Origin of the sequence: Sheuella amnicola, assembly GCF_010499255.1 — a bacterium.
GTDB lineage: Bacteria > Pseudomonadota > Gammaproteobacteria > Burkholderiales > Burkholderiaceae_B > Zwartia > Zwartia amnicola.
Genome location: NZ_JAAGRN010000003.1, coordinates 26,782 through 49,828 on the forward strand (window position 1 = coordinate 26,782; position 23,047 = coordinate 49,828).

The window sequence follows — 23,047 nt, forward strand, 5'->3', positions numbered from 1 at the left end:
CCATCGGCTTTGTTTTATGCCGAATCATTAAAAAAAAATCCACCGGATTGGAATTAATCCTATCCACTGAATTTCCATCGATTTTTCCCTTCTTTTTTGGCTTCATACATCATATGGTCAGCCTGATTCAACACTGCGGTTGCGTTGACATCGTTAAGCGGACACAGAACTACTCCGATTGTCGCGCCGACATGTCGCCTCAAATCACCCAGATTCAAAGGCGCATTGATCGCACCGATGACACGATCCAACAAGCGCTGAATTTCTTCGCGCGTTTTAATGCCAGTCAAAATCAAGATGAATTCATCTCCGCCAAGTCTGATAACGGTATCATATTCGCGAAGCATCATACGCAAGCGTTCCGCGATTTTCACCAGCACAACATCTCCGACATCGTGACCTAGCTCGTCGTTAATCGCCTTGAATCCATCCAGATCGATAAAACAAACTGCCACAAGCGTGCTATCTGTTTCGGCAATAGCGATTGCATTTTTAAGCGATATTTCATACATCAATCGATTCGGCAATTTAGTCAACGAGTCATGAAACGCCGCGTTGGACAAGTCGTTGTTTTGTTTCTCAAGAGCGGTTTCCCGCGCACGCATTCGACGAAAGGATCGACCGAGCACGACTGAAAGCACAGCCATTCCCAATATAAAAATAACGGTCGTAAAGATCAGGGCATTTCTTTTGAGCGAGTAAAGAATCTGTTCGCTCACCCTATCCGAAATCTCAAGATACAGCCATCCTGCGCGCACACCCGGGTTGATCGCGTACCAAACTTTGGCCCTGGAGTCTTCTTCGAACTGAATGTAGGGATCGACTCCGACATGCTTCGGCATGCTTAAAGTCGCTTGGCTAAAGTTGATAACAACTTTGTTCTTTTCGTTACGTCTCATCGAAGCGAGAACTTTGCCGTTCAAATCAGCAACGCTCGCCTGGACAATGCTGGTGTTGGAGAGGACTTGACGCAAACTTGTCTCAAGCTCGCCATAATCCCTGGTGACGATCGAATCAGAAACGGCAATGGCGAGTCCCTTGGCCAACTCTCCGTATGAATATTCCTGCGATTGTTTAACTAATGCGCTGATATTCGTATATGTCCATGCACTATTCACAAGCATAAGCATTGCCACAACGCTAACTGCCCAGGCGATCAACTTGGGCAGCTCGTTGGGATGCGTTAACTTTCTTCGGTCAGTTTGTGCCATTTACAACGAACTTTTCAACGCCGATTTTCTCAAGCGGCAGATAATCGTCTTTGTAATTCACTTTTACGGGTTCGGGAATTTGAATTTCATCGAGCATCTTGCGACCGGCATCGGTTTGAGCCAAGTCGAGAAAGGCCTGAATCACCTGATCCCTTAATCTTTGCGAAATGCGAGGATTGGCCGAAAAGGGATGGGGCATAAACACGGGAGTCCTGTAAAGAATCTTTACTTCATTCTTTATTTCTACCGGTTCGCGATTGTATGTGTTATTAACTCCACCACCAGCAACGACGTCCCCAATAATAATTGAGCGGTATACATTGTTATGGGATTTAACATAAATCGGCTCAATTTCAATTCCTTCTTTAGCCAATATGCTGCGCACGAGCAAGGAAGCTGCAAATGCATTCGGGGAAGGAAAAGCTACCTTTTCGCCCTTCAATTGTGAAAGCTTGGTCAAGGTACTGTCAGCCTTCACCAAAACGATTCCTTCAAGTTTTATTTTCGAGTCGGCGATAAGCGGAATATAGCCCTGTGACTTATATGCCATGACTTGATGGTAGGGATTCATGAAAGCAAAATCAGGCGTGCCTTTAATGAACTCAGACTCAAATTCAGGGATCGTCGCGGGAACAAACAAATCAAAGCAAAGTCCAGTCATTTTGCCGATCTGCTGAAGAACGGGAGCCCATTTCGTATACATTTGCGCTGCCGGCAGCTGCGGTACCACGTAGACCGTATAGGTATTCTCGACCTTGACTTGATCTTTATTACAAGCCTGGGCCACTGACAACGAAATCGAAGCCAGAGTGACGAATAAAATCTTTTTGATAACCATGCGGTAGGTTAAATCATTTTGCGCCCCCGTTCATCGCATGGAAATACAAATTCCTATTTATTTTTGAGTCCCTTATGGTCAAATTCCAAATAATGGGAGAAATAAATGCTCATTAGAAAAAAAACATCCCAGAGAGCCAGGTGATTTAACTCCCAAGTACCTGATGCCCTACCAAGCTTGTTTTAGCAATTCGACATAATCCTGATGGGTCAAAACAAATGGATTGGTCTTATGCGCATTATCGGCAAGAGCAGCTGTGGCGATATCGTTAAAAATCTCCTGTTTAACTCCTAAATCACTTAAGCCTTCGGGCAAACCAAGACGTTGATTCAGTCTGGCAAAAACAAGAGGTAGCTGAACGTCCACGGGCAAGCCCATGGCAGCCGACATGATAGACATTTTGTCCAGAATATAAGGGGCGTTCATACGCAACACATGAGGCAACATAATCGCATTGAGCGTTCCATGGTGATAGCCAAGCGCCCCCAATGCGTGAGACACAGAGTGCACGGCACCTAACCCCTTTTGAAAACAGATTGCCCCCTCAAGTGCACCCATCATCATGTTCCATCGCGCATCGCGATCGCCACCCTCATAGGTTGCCCGTTCAATCGATGAGAACATCCGCTTGATTCCATCAATCGCAATCGCATCTGCCGGTGGATTCACCATAGGCGAACAAAATGTTTCGACGCAATGCGACATTGCATCCATTCCGGTTGCAGCCGTCATGTATTGAGGCAGTGTCAAAGTGAGTTCAGGATCACATATCGCAGCAGTGACAATTTGCGGGCAACCAATTCCGGCCTTGACTCCATTACGAAAAACAATGACAGCGGAACGACCGACTTCACTGCCGCTTCCTGCTGTCGTAGGCATCAATAACAAGGGAGGAGGCTGGTGAATCGGACGCGGGGCAGGATGACGATTGCAGTATTCCCACAACGGCGCAGCTTGCCCGGCGAGCACAGCAACAGCCTTGGCTAGATCCATGGTCGCGCCACCACCGATTCCGATCACGCCATCGCATTTTTCTGCATGAAACATTGCTGTCGCCAATTCGACCGCATCTTCCGTTGGATTGGGCGGCGTGCGATCGAAAATTACTTTAGTTAAGTCATCAGTCAAACTTTCTGTCGCCATTGCAAAAACACCGGCGTCAATCACACCTCGATCCGTAACGAATAATGGACGCGACATTCGGTTGGCCTGCGTTTCGGCAAGCAACTTCGATCGCTCGCCATGACCGAAATGAACCTTGGTGTTGAAAGACAAAATGGACATGCGGATTAACTCACTGTGATGTTTGAAGTTCGAATCAAGTTTTGCAAAAGTTCTCGTTGACGATCCAGCCATACGACAAAATCCTGCGTATTGTTTGCGACCGGAACCTGTCCTGCCTGTTCCATCGCTGATATCAAGGCGGGATGGTTCGCTGCGCGCACAATTGCCTGTTGCATTTTAGGCAAAATTAAATCAGGCGTACCCGCAGCAGCGAACAACCCATACCAATCATCCATGTCATAGCCCGGAAAGCCACTCTCGGCCAGCGTGGGCACATCAGGATAGACCGGACTGCGATTGGCGCTTGTCACCGCCAACAAGCGGACCTTTCCTGCGCGATAGGGCCCACGGGCTGAAGAAGCGGTAATTAATATCGAGTCGATCTGCCCGCCCATAATGTCCCTGGCTGCGTCGGCGCCACCTCGATATGGTGTATGAATAAACTTGACGTCCGCCCTTTGTTGCAGCAGAGCCAACGCCAGATGGGCCATGCCCCCTGAGGGAGGCGTTCCGCAGGATACTTTACCGGGATTAGCTCGTACGTATGCCAGAAACTCCCGGATGTTTTGCGCAGGAAAGTCTTGTCGCACCGCAATCACCTGAGGGGCCCTAGCTCCCATCGTGATAGGCAAAAATGACTTTCGGTAATCGAAGGCCAAATCCTTGACAAGCAAGGGATTCGTCAGGCAATTTGCCGCATCCCAAATAAACGTATAGCCATCCTTTGGCGCTTGAAGCACAGCACTAGCCGCAACGACGGCATTGCCACCCGTACGGTTTTCGATTACGACATTCTGACCAAGAATTTCGGTCAGTTGCACGGCAAAGGCGCGCGCGGATGTATCGGCCGCTCCCCCTGCAGAAAATGGCACCACGATATGTATAGCCCGGTTAGGCCATGCAGATTGCGCATAACCTGATCGCCCGATCAGAAAAGCGGCAGCACCAAACATCAACGCAGTTCTGCGAGCAGGCTGAAAATCGCTCAAGCCCGGATCGCGTTTTTTACTTAGCCTAGATTGCATCATGTCCCTCCATCCCGTATGAATATGTTTTTGGAAAATTGCTTCAGCCCGCGTAACTGCGATGATGCTAAATACGCTCATTCGCTTTATGATCTGCCAACAACTTCATTTAAAACAAAGAGACGACCGTCATGACCATCCTGACACCCTTTATCCGAAAAGTTGCCATGCTACTCATGCTCGGCATCTTGCCATGGAGTTCGGCACTTGCACAGACGTTTCCGTCCAAACCCATCCGTCTAGTCGTACCCTACCCGCCGGGTGGTGGAGCCGATGGCAATGCCAGACTGCTCTCCCAACCGATGGCGACTATTTTGGGTCAACCGATTGTTGTCGAGAACAAGCCAGGCGCCAGCGGCATTCTTGCCGCAACCAACGTGCTTCAATCCCCTGCCGATGGATACACATTGCTATTCGACACCTTTCCTTATGTCGTTAACGCGGTGATGCACAAGTTATCTTTTGACCCTGTAAAGGATCTCATTCCGGTATCACAGGCGATCAACATGCCCTTGATCCTCGTGGTGCCCTCCGATACGCCTTTCAAGACTCTCCAAGAGTTGATGACCTATGCTAAAGCCAATCCGGGCAAACTGAACTATGCCTCTTACGGCGCGGGGGGTGCCGCCCACCTGGCAGCAGAGATGCTCGGGCGCGATGCGGGCATTGACTGGGTGCACGTTCCTTACAAAGGAGGTGCGCCTGCCATGGCAGACGTGCTGGCCGGTCGTGTTTCGGCATATTTCACCAACCCGATCACGGGACTGGCACATATCAAGTCAGGCAAAATCAGACCACTTGCCACAACAGGACTTCAACGCATGCAAGTGTTACCTGACGTTCCGACCATTGCGGAAAGCGGATATAAGGATTTCGACGTTGTAGAGTGGAACGGCTTTTTCGTACCCAAGGGGACGCCAGAGGACGTCATTCAGAAGTTAGCTCAAGCAATCAAGGCAGCGACGCAAGCGCCCGAAGTCCGTAAACGCATGATCGATACCGGAGTCGAGCCTGTAGGAAACAGTCCTAAAGAATTCGCGGCCTTTTTGCAAGCCCAGATCACAAAATGGGGAGCATTGGTCAAGACCAACAATATCAAGGCAGACTAAAACTCAACCCAGAGAAAATCACGACTAATTCACGCTGTCTAAAACCCTTATTGCTTCAAGGAATATTGAGCGTCATATCCGATAAAATATCAAAACAATATTGAAACAATTTCACTAATAGCAATCGTTGTCGTTATGCGCAACTTAAATGCATTACTCGTTTTCACAAAAGTAGCGGAAACGTGCAATTTCACCATCGCGGCACAAAGGCTTGGCCTGACCGCGTCAGCTGTCAGTAAATCGATCGCGAGACTGGAAGAGGAACTTGGCGTGAAGTTGCTGAACCGATCCACAAGATTGGTTAGCCTCACGGATGAAGGTGCTACTTTTTTCGAACGTTGTCGCAGCATTCTCGCCGAGGTAGATGACGCGGAAAGCGCCATCATGAGAAGCAATGCCACGCCTAAAGGCGTGCTCAATGTTCAAATGCCGGTCGCACTGGGGCGCAGACTCATCGCGCCCAAATTGCTCAGTTTTACCCGACAATATCCCGAGCTTGTTCTGAACGTCGAGATGAGCGATCGCCTGGTCGATCTGCAATATGAAGGGATCGATGCGGTTGTACATGTGGGGCCGGTAGCCGATACACGCGTCAACGTCAAAAAACTCTGTAACTTGCGCTTTGCCGCCTTCGCTTCACCCCAGTACTTGAAAAAACATGGCACACCCACCACCCCGGGAGACTTGGACAAACATCAATGCATGGCATATCTGATTCCCCGCTCCGGTCAGCATCGTCCATGGCTGTTCTCGAAAAACGGGCAAATATTCGAACAGTCCGTTGTCGGTGCTTTGAACATCAACAATGCAGAATCATTGCTTGAGGCAGCCATCGCTGGCGGGGGCATCACAATGATCAGTCACTTCATTGCCGCTGAAGCCTGGAAATCCGGCCAGTTGACGCGCATTCTGGGAGACTATGTCGTTGAAGGCCCCGAAGTCAGCGTACTTTATCAAGCACGCCACAATACGCCGGCAAAAATCAAAGCCTTCATCGACTTTCTAACCGGCGTCGTACAAGATATCGAATCACAACAATCGCAACATCTTTCCTGAAGCTTCACTTCATCTCACAACAAACATAAAAGGCAAGAAATGAAAACATATCGCATCGCGACCATCCCCGGTGATGGCATCGGCAAGGAAGTCATCCCGGAAGGACGAAAAGTGCTCGAAGCCCTAGCCGCGCGAAATCCGTCTTTGAAATTCGATTTCGAAGATTTCGATTGGGGTGGCGACTATTATCGGGCGCATGGTGTGATGATGCCGGAAAACGGCTTGGATGCCTTGCGCAATAAAGACGCTATCCTGTTCGGATCCGCCGGTGATCCCCACATTCCCGATCACATCACATTGTGGGGCCTTCGCCTGAAAATTTGCCAAGGCTTTGACCAGTATGCAAACGTACGTCCCACCCGCATTCTTCCAGGCATTGATGCCCCACTGAAGCGCTGCTCTCCCGAGCAACTGAACTGGGTCATCGTTCGCGAGAACTCTGAAGGTGAATATTCCGGTGTCGGCGGTCGGGCCCACCAAGGCCATCCGATCGAAGTCGCCACCGATGTCAGCATGATGACCCGAGCCGGTGTGGAACGCATCATGCGTTATGCATTCAAATTAGCACAATCGCGGCCCCGCAAGCTTTTAACCGTGATCACCAAATCCAATGCCCAGCGTCACGCTATGGTGATGTGGGATGAAATCGCCGTTCAAATCGCGAAAGAGTATCCGGACGTCACATGGGACAAAGAGCTGGTGGATGCCGCGACTGCCAGAATGGTGAACCGTCCCGCGACGATGGACACGATCGTTGCGACAAATTTGCATGCGGATATTCTAAGTGACCTGGCCGCGGCCCTTGCCGGCAGCCTGGGCATCGCCCCAACCGGCAACATTGATCCTGAGCGCCGTTATCCCTCGATGTTCGAGCCGATCCACGGATCCGCTTTCGATATCATGGGCAAAGGCCTGGCCAATCCAATCGGCACCTTCTGGTCGGTGGTAATGCTGCTGGAGCACATAGGAGAACAAGCCGCTGCCGATAAGCTCATGAATGCCATCGAGTCCGTCACAGCGAATCCGCGCCTTCATACCCGTGACCTGGGTGGCTTGGCTACCACTTCTCAGGTCACTGCAGCAGTCATCGAGAAGCTTGGCTAACTAAATAGCCAAGCTTGAGTCCTACTTGTCCTTGCCCATGACAAGGTCAGGTAGGATGGTGACGACGTCTGGAAAAATCGTAATGATCAGAATACAAACGACCAGACACATAAAGAAAGGAATAGACGCTTTTGCGATCGTATTGCTGTCCTTTCCGGTCATATTCTGCAAAACAAAGAGATTGAATCCGACAGGTGGAGTGACTTCTGCGATCTCCACCAACAGTACGATAAAGATACCGAACCAGATCAGATCGAAACCCGCTTTTTGAATCATGGGCAACACAACCGCGGCAGTTAGCACGATCATGCTGATACCATCCAAAGCAGTGCCAAGGATCAGATAAACCACCACCAGACAACCGATCAAAGCGTAAGGCGACAGGTTCATGCCATTGACCCACTCAGCCAGCTCGCGTGGCACTCCGGTAAACGCCATTGTTTTAGTCAGGAACGCGGCGCCCGCAAGGATGATCATGATCATGCAGCTGGTGCGCGTCGTGCCCATCAGGCCTTCCCAGAAATTTTTCCAGGTTAGTGAACGACTATATGCTGCGATCGCTAAAGATCCGAACACTCCATAGGCTGCGCATTCGGTCGCAGTGGCATAGCCGGCAACCAACACCCAGACGATAAAAATGATCAAAGCGCTGCAAGGTATCAGGTTTCCGCTTTTCTTGATCTTTTGCCAGAACGTCGAGGGCGGATCGGCGGCTGGGACTTGCGAAGGGTTGCGTATGGACCACCAGGCGATATAGCCCATGAACAAAGCCATCAGAATCGCAGAAGGAATGAAGCCTGCCAGGAAGATACGGATTATCGACGCATCAGCGGCTACTGCGTATACAACCATCGTAATCGATGGAGGAATCAAAATCCCAAGCGTACCGGAAGTCGCCAACGCGCCAAGGGCAAGGTTTTCGTTGTAACCGCGTTTTTTGAGCTCGGGTAAAGCCACCTTGGAAATCGTGGCGCAGGTTGCCGCGGACGAACCGCTGACCGAACCGAAAATACCGCAACCCAAAACAGTGGTATGCATCAATCGACCAGGTACGCGATTGAGCCAAGGTCGCAACCCTTCGAACATTTCTTCGCTCAATTTCGTTCGGAACAGAATTTCTCCCATCCAGATAAAAAGCGGCAAAGCAGCGAGCTCCCAGGAAGCATTCGTTTCCCAGAAAGCGGAAAAAAGGTTTTTGCCGGGCTGGGTGCTCACAAACAGAGCCTGCCCTACCCAACCGCAGATAGCCAAAGTCATCGCGATCCAGATTCCGCCAGAAAGCAAAATCAACATCACGATCAATAAAAACAAACCAACGCCTAATGTATCCATAATGATCTCTGATTCGTGAGCTTAAACATCGGACGAAAAATCGCCTTGAGCGTGCCTCTGCTCGACTGCAACGACGTATGTAGGTCGATTTCCTCTTGCGACGATGACAAGTTCATCTATCACCGCAATAAAAAACAACCAGGCTCCGATCAAAAACGACAGCTGAGGGATCCACATCGGAATCGGCAATAAACCGCCTGCCATATCCTTGAATTCCCAGCTTTCATAAGTAAAAAGAGTTGCCCAACAAGCAAGATAGCCAACTGCTGCAGCCGCAATCGCCAAGGAGAACAACTCCGTTCGCTGGCGATCTCGGGGATTGAGTTTTTCTATCAACAAAGTGACCCGCACGAAATCGCCATGCTTAAAAGCGTGGGACATAGCCAGAAACGCCGCCGCCGCGCAAAGCCAGGCCACGATATCGTTCACGGCGCCTGTTTTAAAGCCAAACTCTCGAAATACGCTTTGACCAATCATCAGGATACAAATCGCCAAAACGCAGAGTGCGGCAATGCCGCCTGCCACGAGGTATAAAAAATCAAGAAACTTTCTCATGAAAGGGGCAATGCCTTGTCTAATGAAATGAAAGGTGAATGAAACCGGATTACTTAGCCGCCGGTACCAGTTTGCGATATTGGGCGATCAGCTCGGCGCCTTGAGGTGCCGATTTCTTTTCCCAGTCCGACAACATGATGGCGCCGATCTTGCTCATATCGGCAGCAAACGTTGCCGATGGAGGCTGAACATTCATGCCTTTGTCACGCAAAACCTGCTTGAAGGCTGCTTCCTTTTCCTCGCTGATTTTCCAGCCTCGAGCTTGGGCATTCGCTGCAGCCTTGGTGACAGCATCCTGGGTTGCCTTATCGAGCGCATTAAAAGCTTTCATGTTGATCAGGACAGCATTCTTAGGAATCCAGGCCTGATTCTCGTAGAAGTATTTCAAGCTCTCATAGGTTTTCGAGTCGATGCCGGTCGCACTGGATGAGATATACGTTTCAACCACGCCTGTCGCCAAAGCTTGGCTCAATTCGGCTGCCTGAATCGTGACTGGTTGCAGATTCATCAGCTCGGCCATTTTGGAGGTGGCGGGTGAATAAGCGCGCCACTTCATCCCTTTCATGTCTGCAAGGGCATTGACAGGTTTTTTGGAGTAAATACCCTGAGGCTGCCAAGGCACAGTGTAAAGAATTTTCATACCCTGACCGGCAAGATACTTGTCGAGTGCGGGTAATTGGACATCTTGCAAAGATTTTGCGTTGGCGTAGCTCGTGGCCAAAAACGGGATGCCATCCATGCCGAACAAGGGGTTTTCGTTTTCGTAATTCACCAACAGGATTTCACCCAGCTGAGCCTGTCCGCCTTGCACTGCACGCTTGATTTCGGTCGCCTTAAACAAAGATGCGTTCGAATGCACATTGATCTTCAATTTTCCACCGGTTGCCGCATCAACTTCCTTGGCGAAGAACTCTAAGTTTTCGGTGTGGAAATTAGCGGGCGCGTAGGCTGAGGGCAAATCCCATTTAGTCTGTGCATGCGCAAACCCGGCTATGCCCAGGCATGCCAATGCAGCGGCTAAACGTGCGAGTGTTGAACGATTCATAACGACTCCTGTGAGGGAAAAGAAAGTAATAATCAAAGGCGAACAAATGAATTAGTCGAGCAGGTTAAAGCATAATGACACAGTAAATTACAAAAATTAATTCAAACCTATGGTTTTCCCTATACTGGTGCCGCTAAGCGTTGGATCTTTTTGAATGCACCGGCACACGCACCACCATGGAGCAAAAATGACTGCGAGATATGAGCTGCTTTTGCGAGGCAACAGCCTGAGTTTCAAGGGCGGATTTTTCGGCCTGTGCAATGTCGCCTTGGTCACAACCGATGAAGGAAAACGCATTTTGTTCGACACCGGTCATTACTGTGTGCGCAAAGGCTTGCTTGCCGGCTTGAAAGAACGCAACCTGGGCCCATCGGACATTGATCTGGTGTTTTTATCCCACTTGCATTTCGATCATTGTCAAAACCTGGATTTATTCAAAGGCGTGACAGTTTGCGTCGGTCAAACAGAGCTTGACTACGCTCGCAAGCCTCATCCTGACGACATCTTCGTTCCCTGGAAAATACACGAATTGCTTGCCGATTTTGATGTCAGGGTTTTACCTAAAACAGGCGAAATTGCCAAAGGCGTCGAACATTTCGAAGTGCCCGGGCATACCTCCGGATGCCAGGCATTGCGCTTCACCCAGCCAGACGGCAAGCGTGTTGTGCTCGCCGGCGACGCTATCAAATACGCTAAAGAAATCATCGCCCGTGTCGGGGATATGTGCTTTGGCTCGACCGAAGACTCTCGACAATCGATAGCTAGAATTTGTGAAGGAACAGACATTGTTGTACCGGGGCATTTTCCCGAGATTTTCAGGCGCGACGGCGTCTGGCTCTGGGATGAGCCTGCCTCGATCGAGTTAATGCTGCGTTAGCGGCGAGTAAATGATCAAATTCATGACATAATTTCCCTCGGGGACGAATAGAGAGCATAAAAATGCCAAATCAAACATCGCAGCAAACCCCGGGTCCGTTTTCCGGTCTGGTGGTGGTAGAACTCGGGCACAGCGTTGCTGCGCCCTTTGCAGGTCAGATTTTCGGCGAGCTGGGTGCTCGCGTCATCAAGATCGAAAAATCAGATGGCGACGACTGTCGCAAATGGGGCCCACCTTTTTGGGAAGGCGCCTCGACTTTTTTCCAAACGCTCAATCGCAACAAGGAGTCTGTCGTTTGCGACCTGCGTGACGCAGATCAACTCGAAGCCCTCAAGCAACTCATCTGCGACAAAGCGGATATCGTGATTCAGAACTTGCGGCCCGGGCATGTCGAACAGCTCGGTCTCGATGGCCCGAGTTTGCTCAAGCGCCAACCTCGTCTGATTTATTGCAATCTAGGAGCGTTCGGACGTGTGGGTCCATTGAAGGATCGACCAGGATATGACCCGTTGATGCAGGCCTTCGGAGGCATCATGAGCACAACCGGCGAACCCGGTCGCCCATCCGTTCGCGTTGGTGCATCGATTGTCGACATGGGAACAGGCATGTGGAGCGTCATCGGCGCCTTGACTGCCCTGCACGAACGCAATACGACCGGACACGGGCGTGTTGTGGACGTCTCGCTATTTGAAACAGCGGCCTCTTGGGTATCGCTGCTTGCTTCACAGTATCTGGGCAGTGGCGTCGTTACCGAGAAACAGGGATCAGGTGCCCCGGGCATCGTCCCCTACAAGGCTTACGCGACGCAGGACGGAGAAATCATTATCGCCGCCGGCAGTGATGGTTTATTCAAGTCTCTTGCCAAAGCGATCGGTCATGCCGAATGGCTTGACGATGAACGTTTCAAAGATAATCCTAGCCGGGTAGCCAACAAAGATGCGCTATACGGCATGATCGACCAGACAATTGCCGCGCAACCGACAAAGCACTGGATTGAAGTCCTGGAAGCTGCCGGAGTGCCCTGCTCCCCGGTCAACAATCTGGCCGAGATGATTGGGCATCCGCAAACCGAAGCTCTCGGACTTGTTCAGCCTGTACCGGGAACAGGCATGCGATTCATCGGACTGCCCCTGAGCTTTGACGGTGTGCGTCCGGCCCCAATATCCGCTCCTCCAAAGCTTGGTGAGCACAATGCATTGCTAGCGCAAAGGAAAACATCATGACCGCATTACCCGCATATGAAACAATCGCCACCGAAATGGTCGGCCAGCATGTACTGAAAGTCACGCTCAACCGTCCGCAAGTCGGCAACTCGATCAACACCCAGATGGGTCATGACATGCTTGATCTATGGAACAGATTGACGGCAGATGCCGGGGAAGTCAGATGCATTGTGCTGACGGGTGCCGGAGAAAAGATCTTTTGTGCCGGTGGCGACCTGAAGGAGCGCAACGGCATGACCAAGCGTCAGTGGACACTGCAGCATGAGTTGTTCGAACGCATGTACTGGACTCTTGTTGATTTGCCTGTACCGGTGATCGCGGCGGTCAACGGTCATGCCTACGCCGGTGGACTAGAAATGGCATTGTCCTGCGACTTTATCTACACCAGCAATGCAGCCCGCTTCGCCCTGACCGAAGTCACGCTCGGCATCATGCCGGGTGCCGGCGGCACACAAAACCTTCCACGCGCTATCGGAGAGCGTCGCGCGAAAGAAATCCTCATGACCGGCAAACCATTCAGTGCCCAGCAAGCCGACGCCTATGGACTGGTCAATGCGGTCTGCGAACCCACTGAGGTTCTCGCGCGCGCTTTGGAAACGGCTGAAGTCATTGCCGGCAACGCACCGCTCTCTGTGCGTCAAATCAAAAAATCCGTGCGCTACGGCGGTCAAATGGAATTGCGTACGGCTTTCCGTTTTGAAATCGAAGCTTATAACCACTTGATCGGAACCGAAGACCGGCTTGAGGGTGTTGCCGCCTTTAACGAAAAACGCAAAGCGAACTTCAAGGGATGCTGAAATGAGTCACGCAGGAAATAAAATCACACTTCGCGAAGTGGGCTTGAGAGATGGCTTGCAAATCCATCCAACATTCATGCCGACAGCAGATAAACTCGCCTGGATTGCTGCGGAAGCCGCGGCCGGCATGAGCGAAATCGAAGTCACCTCTTATGTGCCCCCAAAACTGATTCCGCAATTTGCCGATGCCGCAGAAGTCACCGAAGGCGCCTTGAAAATTCCGGATCTGATCGTTGCAGCCTTGATTCCCAACTTAAGGGGCGCGCAAAGGGGCATCGAACTCGGTGTTCATAAGCTGAATTTCGTCATGTCGGTCAGCGAGACGCACAACATGAAAAACGTTCGCCGACCGCCCGAGGACTCGGTCACAGACTTTCGCGCCATAGTCGAGCTCATCAAGAGTCAACCCGAAGGCAAGCGGCCACACATCGTGGGCGGTTTATCAACTGCGCTTGGTTGTTCGTATGAAGGTCGCGTAGCCACCTCGCAAGTGGTCAAATACGCCAAACAACTTGTTGAAGCAGGCGCCGATGAATTGGTCATTGCCGATACGGTGGGTTATGCGGATCCTAGGCTGGTGAAGGAAGTGTTCACTGCCGTGATCTCTGAAGTAGGCCCCATTACGATTGGCGCCCATTTTCATGACACGCGCGGCACGGGGCTTGCCAACGTTGCTGCGGCATTGGATTGTGGCATCACTCATTTCGACGCGTCGCTCGCGGGCCTGGGTGGCTGCCCGTTCGCACCTGGCGCCAGCGGCAACATCGTTATGGAAGACCTTTGCTTCATGCTCGACTCGATGGGCCTGGAAACAGGCATCGACATCGAAAAGCTGATCGAAGTGCGCAAGATCATCTCGAAATCATTGCCGGACATTGCCATGCAAGGCGGTTTGGCCAAGGCAGGCCTTCCCCGCAACTATGTCACCGTTGCGCAACGAATGGCCGGCGTTACTCATGCAAATTAATTATTCGGAGAATTTTTAATCATGACCGGATTAACCCAATCGATGGCGAACTTTGTCGCCAACCCTACTTTTGGCGAAGATGAAAAAGCCGCATGCGAAATTGCAAAAACGGGCTTGATGGACACGATCGCCACGATGATGGCTGGACACGAGGAACCCGTCGTCAAAATCGTGCGTAAATTCGTAGGTGCACCGCCTGCAAAGGGTGAAGCGCCTGTTCCCTTCACCGGCGAAATGTATTCGGCCGCCGATGCCGCAATGATCAACGGCACCGCCGGACACGCCCTTGATTATGACGATGTGGCGCTATCCGGGCATCCAAGCACCGCCATCGCACCTGCCATCCTGGCTGCCGGATATGTACTGAACTCCAGTGGACAAGATATTCTGCGCGCCTATGTCATCGGCTACGAAATCTGGGCTGAACTCAGCACGCGTGAAAAAGATCAATTCCATCTGAAAGGATGGCATCCCACTGGCGTGTTTGGCGCGGTTGCCGCGGCAGCCGGAGTTGCTTATCTGAACCGGTTATCGGTGGATGATGCGCGTCAGGCACTGGCGATATCGGCCAGTCTGGCAAGCGGGCTGGTTGCCAACTTCGGAACGATGACCAAACCCTTTCACGCAGGTCGCGCGGCTGCGCACGGCATCGAAGCTGTCCGACTCTCTCAACTAGGCCTCACCTCTGCTGCCGATGTATTCGAACATCCGGCCGGTTTTCTGCACGCGCTTTCACCTGCGGGCCACGTCGATCGCACCAGGGAAGCTAACCAATTGGGAAAAACATTGCGCATTCTGGATAGCGGAATTTCAATCAAACGCTACCCGGTCTGTTACTCAGGCCATCGAACCATCGACGGTGTTCTCGCAATCACCGAACGAGAAAACCTGAAAGCCGATGATATTAAACATGTCCACCTGACCATGGGTCCGGCTCAGGCATCCATGCTGCGCAACCATCATCCCGTAACCGGCCTGGAAGCTAAATTCAGTGCCGAGTTCGCAGTTGCTTCGGCCATAGTCGCTCGTGAAGTCGGCCTATCCCAATTAACGGATGCATTCGTCACTCGAAAAGATGTCAGCAACCTGTACGGTAAAGTATCGATAGAGGTAGTCAATACTGTTTGCCCGCTCGACTCCGCATTCTCACTGACGGATCGGGTGGTGATCGAAACAACGGATGGACGTAAATTCGATTCAGGCGAAATTCGATTCCCCTTCGGCAATGCCAAAAACCCGATCGATACCGCAGGCCTGAAAAAGAAATTTATGGATTGTGTTGCGACGGGACGTGCGCAAAATCCGAACATGCGCGGTGCTGATGAAGGTCTGTACGATCGTCTAGTGAATCTCGAAAACATGCAGAATATTCGCGATTTGTTCAAATGAACTCCGACCCTGTGCCCGGGATCCTGAGCAGCTTTGAATGCAAGCAGGAAAACCTTTTGCCGATATTGCATGCCGTGCAAGAGGTTCTGGGCCATATTCCTTCCGATCGTGTTGAGGTGATTGCACGCGCGCTCAATATTTCGCGCGCTGAAGTACACGGTGTCATCACCTTTTATCATCACTTTCGATCAACACCGATTGCTCAGAGGCACTTGCAAATATGCAAAGCCGAGGCATGCCAGTCGATGGGGGCGAACGATCTCTTCGATCACGCGCTGCGGCGATGCGGATCGAAGTCGGACGCCCAAGGCGCAAGCGTCGCCCTTGACGCGGTATATTGCCTGGGTTTATGCGCCATGTCACCGGCATTGATGATGGACGGCACGCCTCATGGCCGCGTCACTACCGATGCCCTGGATAAACTACTGGACTTGGGACGGTAGAATTCATGAGCCTGACCGTATTCGTGCCTTGCGACGCAGCCTCCGTTGCGGTCGGTGCGAATCGGGTAGCCGACAAACTGGCTTGTTTTGCAGACGAGCGCGCGCTTGATCTGAATATTATTCGCAACAGTTCATATGGGCTATTCTGGCTTGAACCCCTGATTGAAATTGAAACACCATCGGGCCGAATGGCGTTCGGGCCGGTTTCACCGGACGACCTCGATAGTCTGATAGAGGCAGGTGTTTTTAGCGCTAAAAACGACTTTTCCAATCAGGCCGCCGATATGTGCGCGACCGAATCCGGAAACACAATACATCCCCTGTGTCTGGGACTGACTCAAAATATTCCCTATCTTCGCAAACAACATCGTCAAACTTTTTTCAGGCTGGGAATTACACGCCCGCAATCATTATCCGATTACATCGCACACAATGGCTTTAAAGGCCTGAAGCGCGCGTTGTCGCTTCAGCCCGAACAAATTATTCAAGCCATTCTGGACTCCGGTTTACGCGGAAGGGGCGGAGCGGCCTTTCCCACCGGAATCAAGTGGCAAACCGTACTAAATACGCCGTCGACCCAAAAATACATAGTATGTAATGCTGATGAAGGGGATTCAGGTACGTTTTCCGATCGCATGATCATGGAAGGAGATCCCTTCTCTTTGATTGAAGGGATGATCATTGCCGGCCTGGCCACGGGCGCGACGAAAGGCTATATCTATGTCCGATCAGAGTATCCGCAGGCATTTTCAAGTATAGGACAAGCTATTGGACTGGCCGAACAAGCCGGCTATCTCGGTCAAACGATCATGGGACATGATCGCGACTTTACAATCATCCTGCGAAAGGCGGCCGGGTCCTATGTCTGCGGCGAAGAAACCGCTTTACTCGAAAGTCTGGAGGGTAAGCGCGGAATCGTCAGATCAAAACCCCCACTTCCTGCGATTAAAGGCTTATTCGGTCAACCGACCGTAATCAACAATGTCATTACGCTTGCCGGCGTGCCCAACATACTCGCGCAAACCGATTCGGCATCCTCTGGCCATCGAGTCGGAACCTCCGGTGAAACATTGCCTTTTCAACTGGCCGGCAATGTCAAGCGCGGCGGAATCGTCGAAGTCCCCTTCGGAATCACATTACGGGAGCTGGTTTTCGATTTTGGCGGCGGCACTGCCAGTGGCAGACCGGTCAAAGCGATTCAAGTCGGAGGTCCCCTGGGCACCTATGTCCCCGAAAAAGACTGGGATCTGCCAATGACTTATGAGAACTACAAGGCAATCGGCGCAACACTTGGTCATGGTGGAATCGTTGTTCATGATGACACTGCCGACATGTCCAAGCTGGCCCGTTACGCCATGGCATTCTGCGCGCTTGAATCCTGCGGCAAATGCACGCCTTGCAGAATCGGCTCGACGCGCGGGGTGGAAATCATCGACAATATCCGAACCGACCGGAATCGCGACCGGCAGATAACGCTGCTTCGCGATCTTTGCGATACGATGAAAGATGGATCGTTATGCGCGATGGGAAGCATGACTCCCAATCCCGTGCTTTCCGCTTTGAATCATTATCCGGCGGATTTCGGACAGCAAGATGCTCAAGATCACGACTGAAACCGACTTTGGTACCCCTGCTAGCGAAGCATGCGAGCTGATCACGCTTGAAATCGACGGTCAGCCCGTAACGGTGCCCGCGGGCACGTCATTGATGCGGGCAGCTATGGCGCTTGGCAACGCCATCCCTAAACTATGCGCAACCGACAGTCTGGAGGCATTCGGGTCCTGTCGCCTATGTCTGGTCGAAATCGAAGGACGCACAGGGTATCCCGCGTCATGCACGACTCCGGCTGAAAATGGCATGCGGGTGCGAACACGCACCGAAAGACTGGATACCCTGCGCAAAGGGGTCATGGAGCTCTATATCTCGGAGCATCCCTTGGACTGCGTCACCTGTTCTGCCAACGACGATTGTGAGCTGCAAGACATGGCGCAAGCGACCGGCTTGCAAAACATACGCTATGAACATGACCCCACCGGTCACACCTGCGCTGATCAAGACGCATCCAACCCATACTTCACGTTCGATCCTTCGAAATGCATTGTTTGCAGCCGCTGCGTTCGAGCCTGCGAAGAAACTCAAGGGACCTTCGCTTTGACAATCAGTGGGCGCGGCATATCGTCCCACGTTTCGCCCGGACAAGACCAAAGATTCATGGAGTCCGAGTGCGTCAGTTGTGGTGCGTGTGTTGATGCGTGTCCGACTGCAAGCTTGCGGGAAAACTCCCTGATCCGGATGGGTCTGCCGGATAAGAACACCATTACGACCTGCGCCTACTGCGGTGTCGGGTGCGGCTTAAACGTACAAACCAAAGGTACGGAAATCTCGCGAATCACGCCATGGAAGGCCGGAAAAGCCAATGAAGGTCACGCCTGTGTCAAAGGACGATTTGCCTGGGGCTATGCAACGCATAAAGACCGCGTCACTCAGCCCATGATCAGGGAAAAGATCACGGACCCATGGCGAGAAGTATCCTGGCAAGAGGCGGTGGATCATGCAGCCCGAAAATTCAAGGAAATCCAGAAGCGCTACGGCCGCACAGCGGTAGGCGCCATCACCTCATCACGCTGCACCAACGAAGAAAACTTTCTGGTTCAAAAACTCGTCAGAGCTGCGTTCGGCAACAACAACGTCGATACATGCGCACGTGTCTGCCACTCACCCACCGGCTACGGACTGGGTCAAACCTTTGGAACTTCTGCCGGTACGCAAACCTTTGAGTCTGTCGAACATGCGGATGTCATTCTGGTCATGGGCGCCAACCCGACAGATGGTCACCCCGTATTCGCATCTCGACTGAAACGTCGATTGCGTGCCGGGGCCAAGTTAATCGTGATCGATCCGAGGCGTATCGATCTGGTTCGATCCCCCCATATTGAGGCGGATTACCATCTAGCACTGAGACCCGGCACAAACGTGGCGTTAATCACCGCGATTGCCCATGTTCTGATCGACGAAAACCTGCTGGACAAGGCTTTTATCGCTGAGCGCTGCGACTTGAAAACATTTGAAGACTGGTGCGCATTTGTCGGTCAGCAGGAAAATTCACCAGAGGCCACGGAAAAGATCACCGGCGTGCCTGCCGAATTGGTGCGCGGCGCCGCACGGCTATTTGCCCGAGGTGCGAACGATCAAAAATGCTCTGGTCCAGCAGGCAGGGCAAACAGTGCGATTTATTATGGCTTGGGCGTCACTGAGCACGCTCAGGGGTCGACAACGGTCATGGGCATCGCAAATCTGGCGATGGCCACAGGCAATATCGGCCGACCCGGGGTGGGCGTCAATCCGCTTCGCGGACAGAACAACGTGCAAGGTAGTTGCGATATGGGAGGATTCCCCCATGAACTACCTGGTTACCGGCATATATCGGACTCGACGACGCGCACGCAATTCGAACAAGCATGGGGCGTCGATCTGGATGCCGAACCTGGTTTACGCATTCCGAACATGATGGATGCGGCGCTAGATGGAAGTTTCAAGGGACTATATTGCCAAGGTGAAGATATTGCGCAATCCGACCCCGAAACCCGACACGTGGGCATGGCACTCGAAGCGATGGAATGCGTGATCGTGCAAGACATCTTCATGAATGAAACGGCCAAATACGCCCATGTCTTTTTGCCGGGATCGTCGTTCCTGGAAAAAGACGGTACTTTCACTAATGCCGAAAGGCGCATTAGCCGTGTGCGCCGAGTGATGCAGCCGCTTGCGGGCCATGCGGACTGGGAGGTTACGCAAATGTTCGCTCAAGCCTTAGGCTATCCGATGCATTATGGCAATCCTTCTGAAATCATGGACGAGATTGCAGCATTGACGCCAAGTTTCGCCGGCGTGAGTTTTACGCGACTGGATCAGCGTGGTAGCGTTCAATGGCCTTGCCATGATCAAACTCCGCCTGCCGGAACAGAGATCATGCATAGTGATAAGTTCGTTAGAGGCAAAGGGCGTTTTATCGTCACAAAATATGTTGCGACTGATGAAAAAGTGACTCGCAAGTATCCCCTCATTCTGACCACAGGTCGCATCCTGTCCCAATACAACGTTGGTGCGCAAACCCGACGCACGGCCAATGTTGCATGGCATCACGAAGACTTGCTTGAGATCCATCCGCATGATGCCGAGGATCGCGGCATTCGCGATGGGGATCATGTCAGCATCGAAAGTCGCGCAGGTGACACGGTACTGCGTGCGCACATCACCGACAGAATGCAACCAGGCGTGGTCTACACAACCTTTCATTTCCCCGAATCCGGGGCAAACGTGGTCACAACGGACAATTCCGACTGGGCGACCAATTGTCCCGAATATAAAGTGACGGCAGTTCAAGTCAAGCCTGCAGCCCATCTATCGAACTGGCAAACGGAGCATCGCCGGCTTGATGACCAGCAATCCGCGCTTTTGCACCGGCATGATGCACATCCTGTTGAAGGCTCGGCTGATGCTAAAAAATGAATATGTAGCGACTGTGCTGCGCGTAAAAAATGGAATAGCTCAATACAGCACCGACGTACTAGCCCCGGAATGTCCGGTCGCGATTGAATGCAATGGGATTAGCCATGCGGTCATGCTTGTCACTCCATCAGATCTTGAGGATTTCGCACTCGGATTCGCGTTGACCGAGGGAATTATTGATCAACCGCAACAACTGTATGAAACACAAATCGATGCCACCGAACAAGGATTCTCAATCAAGCTACGAATTGCCGGAAGTTGTTTTGCAAGGTTAAAGGAAAAGCGACGACTTCTGATCGGAAACACAGGATGCGGAATTTGCGGAACGGAAAGCCTGTCGCATGTGTTAAGGCCTTTGGATTCGATTGGTCCAACTCAACATCTGTTTGACATCAATTTGATAAAGGGGATTCTGAACGAGTTGAATTCGCAACAATCTTTGCAACATTCGACCGGTGCGACCCATGCGGCGGCGTGGTTTGACCGACAAGGACATTTAAAATTTGTGCGCGAAGATGTCGGTCGACACAATGCACTGGATAAAGTAATCGGTGCCGCAAGACGCCGGGATCAGGATAATAATCCGGACGGCCCTCTTGTCGTCACGAGTCGCGCCAGCATGGAGATCGTTCAAAAAGCAATCGTTGCAAAAGCGCCGTGCCTGATTGCGGTATCCGCGCCTACCTCAATGGCCGTGCGACTCGCAAATCAGTACGGATTATGTCTGATTGGTTTTGCACGGGAAAACTCTTTTAATGTCTACACGCATGCCGAGAGTCTGATGGGGCTTCCCACTTAAGCGAATCTATCATTTCACTGAGCACACGCCCCATGGATACTGGCAACCTTGTTCGAATGGCAAACCGGATTGGAGATTTTTTCGAGGCAATGCCAGACCGCGATCGGGCTTTGCACGACGCGATCGAGCATCTTCGTAAATTCTGGGAACCGAGAATGCGCCAGGAACTAAGACTTCATGTCGAAAGAACAAATGGAAAGGGCCTCAGTCCTTTTATGACTGAAGCCCTTTCAAAACATCCATTTTGAATTTCCCGCCGACATCAATAGAGCCGGCAAAACTACCCTGCCTTGCCGGATGTTTTATGAGAAGGAAGCAAGGCCACAAAAAGCAGCGTGCATATTGCCAAGCCACCCATTCCGATCATTAATGTTTGAAAGCCGAGGCTTTTTACGGCAGGGCCAAGCATCCAGACAGCACTCGAACTGATTCCGAGTGATACTGCCAGACGGATGCCTGCGACACGCGATCTGGAGTGATCGTCGATAAAGCGCACGATCAGCACGTCCACAAAGGGGACCGCGCCGAAAATGAAAATCATGACACCCAGCATCGCAGCGAAAAACCACCAGCCTTCGGCATACGCGCTGAGTATGAGCAAAGGGATCTGGCACAACACGATTCCCATGAATATTGGCTTGATCTCATAGTGATCGAGCATTTTTCCGACCAGCACTTGCACAAGCGATGCAACCGTATAAATGACCGCCAACAAAGTACCCAACAACGCCGGATCGTTGATGACTCCATCAAAGCGCTCCGCAATCAACTGATTATTACCGTTGGTGGTCAGATTGAACAGGATGCTCCCGGTCGCTGCGGTCACTGTCATGACAATCAGCGCACGCGTCACTACCGAGGCAGGTAGTGAAACGTTTGAACGTCCTTTGCGCTTGGCAGGCGCCTCGGTTTCGATCGGACAAGCGTATTTGAACCAAACACCGCAACCGATCGCAATCATTGCCGGGACAGCGAAAGCAGCGCGCCATCCCACCCATTTAATCAAGAAACCGGTCAACATCGCCGCCAGCGCCACGCCAAGATTTCCGGCCAGCCCATTAACACCAATCGCCAATCCCGGCTTTGCGGACTGCTGCACCAGCAAGGGAATGCCGACCGGATGATAAATCGAAGCGAACACACCCACTAGAGTCAGCGCCAAGGCCATTTGCCAGGCAGTCTGCGAAGCCGAAACAAGCAAGGCCGACAAACCGATACCGATAAAGAAAATCAGCATCATGTTGCGCCTACCCCAGAGGTCGCCTAATCGTCCCGAAGGGATGGAACCGAGACCAAACATGATGAAGGCTCCGACGCCATACGGCATCAAATCTTCCCAACTATTGAAACCGAAATCGGTCGCCACCACGCCGACCGAGGCGGCGAAGATCAATAAAAACATATGATCCAAGGCATGTCCGATATTCAACAACAACTTGACCGAACCGGAGTGATCAACTGAGGTCGGTGCCGGTGCGGACATG

General features: G+C 51.8%; 21 protein-coding genes. 13 read left to right on the forward strand and 8 right to left on the reverse strand.

From position 1 onward, the window contains the following. Positions 1 to 59: 59 nt before the first annotated feature. The 4 genes from G3I67_RS04985 to G3I67_RS05000 form a co-directional block, all read right to left on the reverse strand. Positions 60 to 1,211: a GGDEF domain-containing protein gene (locus tag G3I67_RS04985; RefSeq protein WP_163652178.1), complete on the reverse strand. Its 1,152-nt coding sequence runs from the start codon at positions 1,209 to 1,211 to the stop codon at positions 60 to 62. Continuing rightward, complete coding sequence (locus G3I67_RS04990; RefSeq protein WP_163652180.1) at positions 1,198 to 2,049, reverse strand: phosphate/phosphite/phosphonate ABC transporter substrate-binding protein; 852 nt, start codon at positions 2,047 to 2,049, stop codon at positions 1,198 to 1,200. Before G3I67_RS04990 ends, G3I67_RS04985 begins: the two co-directional genes overlap by 14 nt. Positions 2,050 to 2,217: 168 nt before the next feature. Beyond that, the gene (locus G3I67_RS04995) at positions 2,218 to 3,333 is read right to left on the reverse strand and encodes an iron-containing alcohol dehydrogenase (protein WP_163652182.1); all 1,116 of its coding nucleotides are present in this window, start codon (positions 3,331 to 3,333) and stop codon (positions 2,218 to 2,220) included. A gap of 5 nt (positions 3,334 to 3,338) precedes the next feature. Then, the gene (locus G3I67_RS05000; protein ID WP_163652183.1) at positions 3,339 to 4,361 is read right to left on the reverse strand and encodes a Bug family tripartite tricarboxylate transporter substrate binding protein; all 1,023 of its coding nucleotides are present in this window, start codon (positions 4,359 to 4,361) and stop codon (positions 3,339 to 3,341) included. A gap of 128 nt (positions 4,362 to 4,489) precedes the next feature. On the opposite strand from G3I67_RS05000, the gene G3I67_RS05005 reads away from it, so the two are divergent. From G3I67_RS05005 to G3I67_RS05015, 3 genes are all read left to right on the forward strand, one after another. Then, positions 4,490 to 5,467 carry a Bug family tripartite tricarboxylate transporter substrate binding protein gene (locus G3I67_RS05005; RefSeq protein ID WP_163652185.1) on the forward strand — a complete coding sequence of 326 codons (978 nt, stop codon included), beginning with the start codon at positions 4,490 to 4,492 and terminating at the stop codon, positions 5,465 to 5,467. A gap of 135 nt (positions 5,468 to 5,602) precedes the next feature. Then, entirely contained in the window at positions 5,603 to 6,523 is a 921-nt protein-coding gene (locus G3I67_RS05010; protein ID WP_163652187.1) for a LysR family transcriptional regulator, read from the forward strand. A gap of 39 nt (positions 6,524 to 6,562) precedes the next feature. Next, positions 6,563 to 7,627 (forward strand): tartrate dehydrogenase, encoded by a 1,065-nt coding sequence (locus tag G3I67_RS05015; RefSeq protein WP_163652189.1) that lies wholly within the window; start codon positions 6,563 to 6,565, stop codon positions 7,625 to 7,627. 21 nt (positions 7,628 to 7,648) lie between these two features. On the opposite strand, the gene G3I67_RS05020 is transcribed toward G3I67_RS05015, so the two are convergent. From G3I67_RS05020 to G3I67_RS05030, 3 genes are read right to left on the reverse strand one after another with little or no spacing between them, the layout of a single operon-like run. Further along, positions 7,649 to 8,959: a TRAP transporter large permease gene (locus tag G3I67_RS05020; RefSeq protein ID WP_163652191.1), complete on the reverse strand. Its 1,311-nt coding sequence runs from the start codon at positions 8,957 to 8,959 to the stop codon at positions 7,649 to 7,651. Positions 8,960 to 8,980: 21 nt separating this feature from the next. Next, a complete protein-coding gene (locus tag G3I67_RS05025; RefSeq protein ID WP_163652192.1) occupies positions 8,981 to 9,514 on the reverse strand; it encodes a TRAP transporter small permease in 534 nt (177 codons plus the stop codon). 49 nt (positions 9,515 to 9,563) lie between these two features. Next, positions 9,564 to 10,559: a TRAP transporter substrate-binding protein gene (locus G3I67_RS05030; RefSeq protein WP_163652194.1), complete on the reverse strand. Its 996-nt coding sequence runs from the start codon at positions 10,557 to 10,559 to the stop codon at positions 9,564 to 9,566. Positions 10,560 to 10,746: 187 nt separating this feature from the next. On the opposite strand from G3I67_RS05030, the gene G3I67_RS05035 reads away from it, so the two are divergent. From G3I67_RS05035 to G3I67_RS05080, 10 genes are all read left to right on the forward strand, one after another. Then, positions 10,747 to 11,436, forward strand: coding sequence for an MBL fold metallo-hydrolase (locus G3I67_RS05035; RefSeq protein WP_163652196.1), 690 nt, complete (start codon positions 10,747 to 10,749; stop codon positions 11,434 to 11,436). Between the two features lie 62 nt (positions 11,437 to 11,498). Continuing rightward, positions 11,499 to 12,659 (forward strand): CaiB/BaiF CoA transferase family protein, encoded by a 1,161-nt coding sequence (locus G3I67_RS05040; protein ID WP_163652198.1) that lies wholly within the window; start codon positions 11,499 to 11,501, stop codon positions 12,657 to 12,659. Further along, positions 12,656 to 13,456, forward strand: coding sequence for an enoyl-CoA hydratase/isomerase family protein (locus G3I67_RS05045; protein ID WP_163652200.1), 801 nt, complete (start codon positions 12,656 to 12,658; stop codon positions 13,454 to 13,456). The genes G3I67_RS05040 and G3I67_RS05045 overlap by 4 nt, the downstream gene beginning before the upstream one ends. A 1-nt stretch (position 13,457) precedes the next feature. Continuing rightward, positions 13,458 to 14,423 (forward strand): hydroxymethylglutaryl-CoA lyase, encoded by a 966-nt coding sequence (locus tag G3I67_RS05050; RefSeq protein ID WP_163652202.1) that lies wholly within the window; start codon positions 13,458 to 13,460, stop codon positions 14,421 to 14,423. A 21-nt stretch (positions 14,424 to 14,444) separates the two neighbouring features. After that, positions 14,445 to 15,812: an MmgE/PrpD family protein gene (locus G3I67_RS05055; RefSeq protein ID WP_163652204.1), complete on the forward strand. Its 1,368-nt coding sequence runs from the start codon at positions 14,445 to 14,447 to the stop codon at positions 15,810 to 15,812. Further along, on the forward strand, positions 15,809 to 16,255 hold the full coding sequence (locus tag G3I67_RS05060) for an NAD(P)H-dependent oxidoreductase subunit E (RefSeq protein ID WP_163652206.1): 447 nt from the start codon (positions 15,809 to 15,811) through the stop codon (positions 16,253 to 16,255). Before G3I67_RS05055 ends, G3I67_RS05060 begins: the two co-directional genes overlap by 4 nt. A gap of 5 nt (positions 16,256 to 16,260) precedes the next feature. After that, positions 16,261 to 17,868: a formate dehydrogenase beta subunit gene (locus G3I67_RS05065; protein WP_163652208.1), complete on the forward strand. Its 1,608-nt coding sequence runs from the start codon at positions 16,261 to 16,263 to the stop codon at positions 17,866 to 17,868. Further along, a complete protein-coding gene (gene fdhF / locus G3I67_RS05070; protein ID WP_163652210.1) occupies positions 17,849 to 20,764 on the forward strand; it encodes a formate dehydrogenase subunit alpha in 2,916 nt (971 codons plus the stop codon). Before G3I67_RS05065 ends, fdhF begins: the two co-directional genes overlap by 20 nt. Then, positions 20,751 to 21,563 (forward strand): formate dehydrogenase accessory sulfurtransferase FdhD, encoded by an 813-nt coding sequence (fdhD, locus tag G3I67_RS05075; RefSeq protein WP_163652212.1) that lies wholly within the window; start codon positions 20,751 to 20,753, stop codon positions 21,561 to 21,563. The genes fdhF and fdhD overlap by 14 nt, the downstream gene beginning before the upstream one ends. Positions 21,564 to 21,619: 56 nt before the next feature. Next, on the forward strand, positions 21,620 to 21,811 hold the full coding sequence (locus tag G3I67_RS05080; RefSeq protein ID WP_311197051.1) for a formate dehydrogenase subunit delta: 192 nt from the start codon (positions 21,620 to 21,622) through the stop codon (positions 21,809 to 21,811). 32 nt (positions 21,812 to 21,843) lie between these two features. On the opposite strand, the gene G3I67_RS05085 is transcribed toward G3I67_RS05080, so the two are convergent. Continuing rightward, positions 21,844 to 23,046: an MFS transporter gene (locus G3I67_RS05085; RefSeq protein WP_163652216.1), complete on the reverse strand. Its 1,203-nt coding sequence runs from the start codon at positions 23,044 to 23,046 to the stop codon at positions 21,844 to 21,846. Position 23,047: the final 1 nt, after the last annotated feature.

What these genes read in the sequence shown, in the direction of transcription:
- G3I67_RS04990 (WP_163652180.1), bottom strand. Translation starts at nt 2,049, where the DNA reads ATGGTTATCAAAAAGATTTTATTCGTCACTCTGGCTTCGATTTCGTTG.
- G3I67_RS05065 (WP_163652208.1), top strand. Translation starts at nt 16,261, where the DNA reads ATGAGCCTGACCGTATTCGTGCCTTGCGACGCAGCCTCCGTTGCGGTC.
- G3I67_RS05035 (WP_163652196.1), top strand. Translation starts at nt 10,747, where the DNA reads ATGACTGCGAGATATGAGCTGCTTTTGCGAGGCAACAGCCTGAGTTTC.
- G3I67_RS05005 (WP_163652185.1), top strand. Translation starts at nt 4,490, where the DNA reads ATGACCATCCTGACACCCTTTATCCGAAAAGTTGCCATGCTACTCATG.
- G3I67_RS05000 (WP_163652183.1), bottom strand. Translation starts at nt 4,361, where the DNA reads ATGATGCAATCTAGGCTAAGTAAAAAACGCGATCCGGGCTTGAGCGAT.
- G3I67_RS05015 (WP_163652189.1), top strand. Translation starts at nt 6,563, where the DNA reads ATGAAAACATATCGCATCGCGACCATCCCCGGTGATGGCATCGGCAAG.
- fdhF (WP_163652210.1), top strand. Translation starts at nt 17,849, where the DNA reads ATGCTCAAGATCACGACTGAAACCGACTTTGGTACCCCTGCTAGCGAA.
- G3I67_RS05050 (WP_163652202.1), top strand. Translation starts at nt 13,458, where the DNA reads ATGAGTCACGCAGGAAATAAAATCACACTTCGCGAAGTGGGCTTGAGA.
- G3I67_RS05040 (WP_163652198.1), top strand. Translation starts at nt 11,499, where the DNA reads ATGCCAAATCAAACATCGCAGCAAACCCCGGGTCCGTTTTCCGGTCTG.
- G3I67_RS05010 (WP_163652187.1), top strand. Translation starts at nt 5,603, where the DNA reads ATGCGCAACTTAAATGCATTACTCGTTTTCACAAAAGTAGCGGAAACG.
- G3I67_RS04995 (WP_163652182.1), bottom strand. Translation starts at nt 3,333, where the DNA reads ATGTCCATTTTGTCTTTCAACACCAAGGTTCATTTCGGTCATGGCGAG.
- G3I67_RS05060 (WP_163652206.1), top strand. Translation starts at nt 15,809, where the DNA reads ATGAACTCCGACCCTGTGCCCGGGATCCTGAGCAGCTTTGAATGCAAG.
- G3I67_RS05055 (WP_163652204.1), top strand. Translation starts at nt 14,445, where the DNA reads ATGACCGGATTAACCCAATCGATGGCGAACTTTGTCGCCAACCCTACT.
- G3I67_RS05085 (WP_163652216.1), bottom strand. Translation starts at nt 23,046, where the DNA reads ATGTCCGCACCGGCACCGACCTCAGTTGATCACTCCGGTTCGGTCAAG.
- G3I67_RS05025 (WP_163652192.1), bottom strand. Translation starts at nt 9,514, where the DNA reads ATGAGAAAGTTTCTTGATTTTTTATACCTCGTGGCAGGCGGCATTGCC.
- fdhD (WP_163652212.1), top strand. Translation starts at nt 20,751, where the DNA reads ATGCTAAAAAATGAATATGTAGCGACTGTGCTGCGCGTAAAAAATGGA.
- G3I67_RS05045 (WP_163652200.1), top strand. Translation starts at nt 12,656, where the DNA reads ATGACCGCATTACCCGCATATGAAACAATCGCCACCGAAATGGTCGGC.
- G3I67_RS05030 (WP_163652194.1), bottom strand. Translation starts at nt 10,559, where the DNA reads ATGAATCGTTCAACACTCGCACGTTTAGCCGCTGCATTGGCATGCCTG.
- G3I67_RS04985 (WP_163652178.1), bottom strand. Translation starts at nt 1,211, where the DNA reads ATGGCACAAACTGACCGAAGAAAGTTAACGCATCCCAACGAGCTGCCC.
- G3I67_RS05080 (WP_311197051.1), top strand. Translation starts at nt 21,620, where the DNA reads ATGGCAAACCGGATTGGAGATTTTTTCGAGGCAATGCCAGACCGCGAT.
- G3I67_RS05020 (WP_163652191.1), bottom strand. Translation starts at nt 8,959, where the DNA reads ATGGATACATTAGGCGTTGGTTTGTTTTTATTGATCGTGATGTTGATT.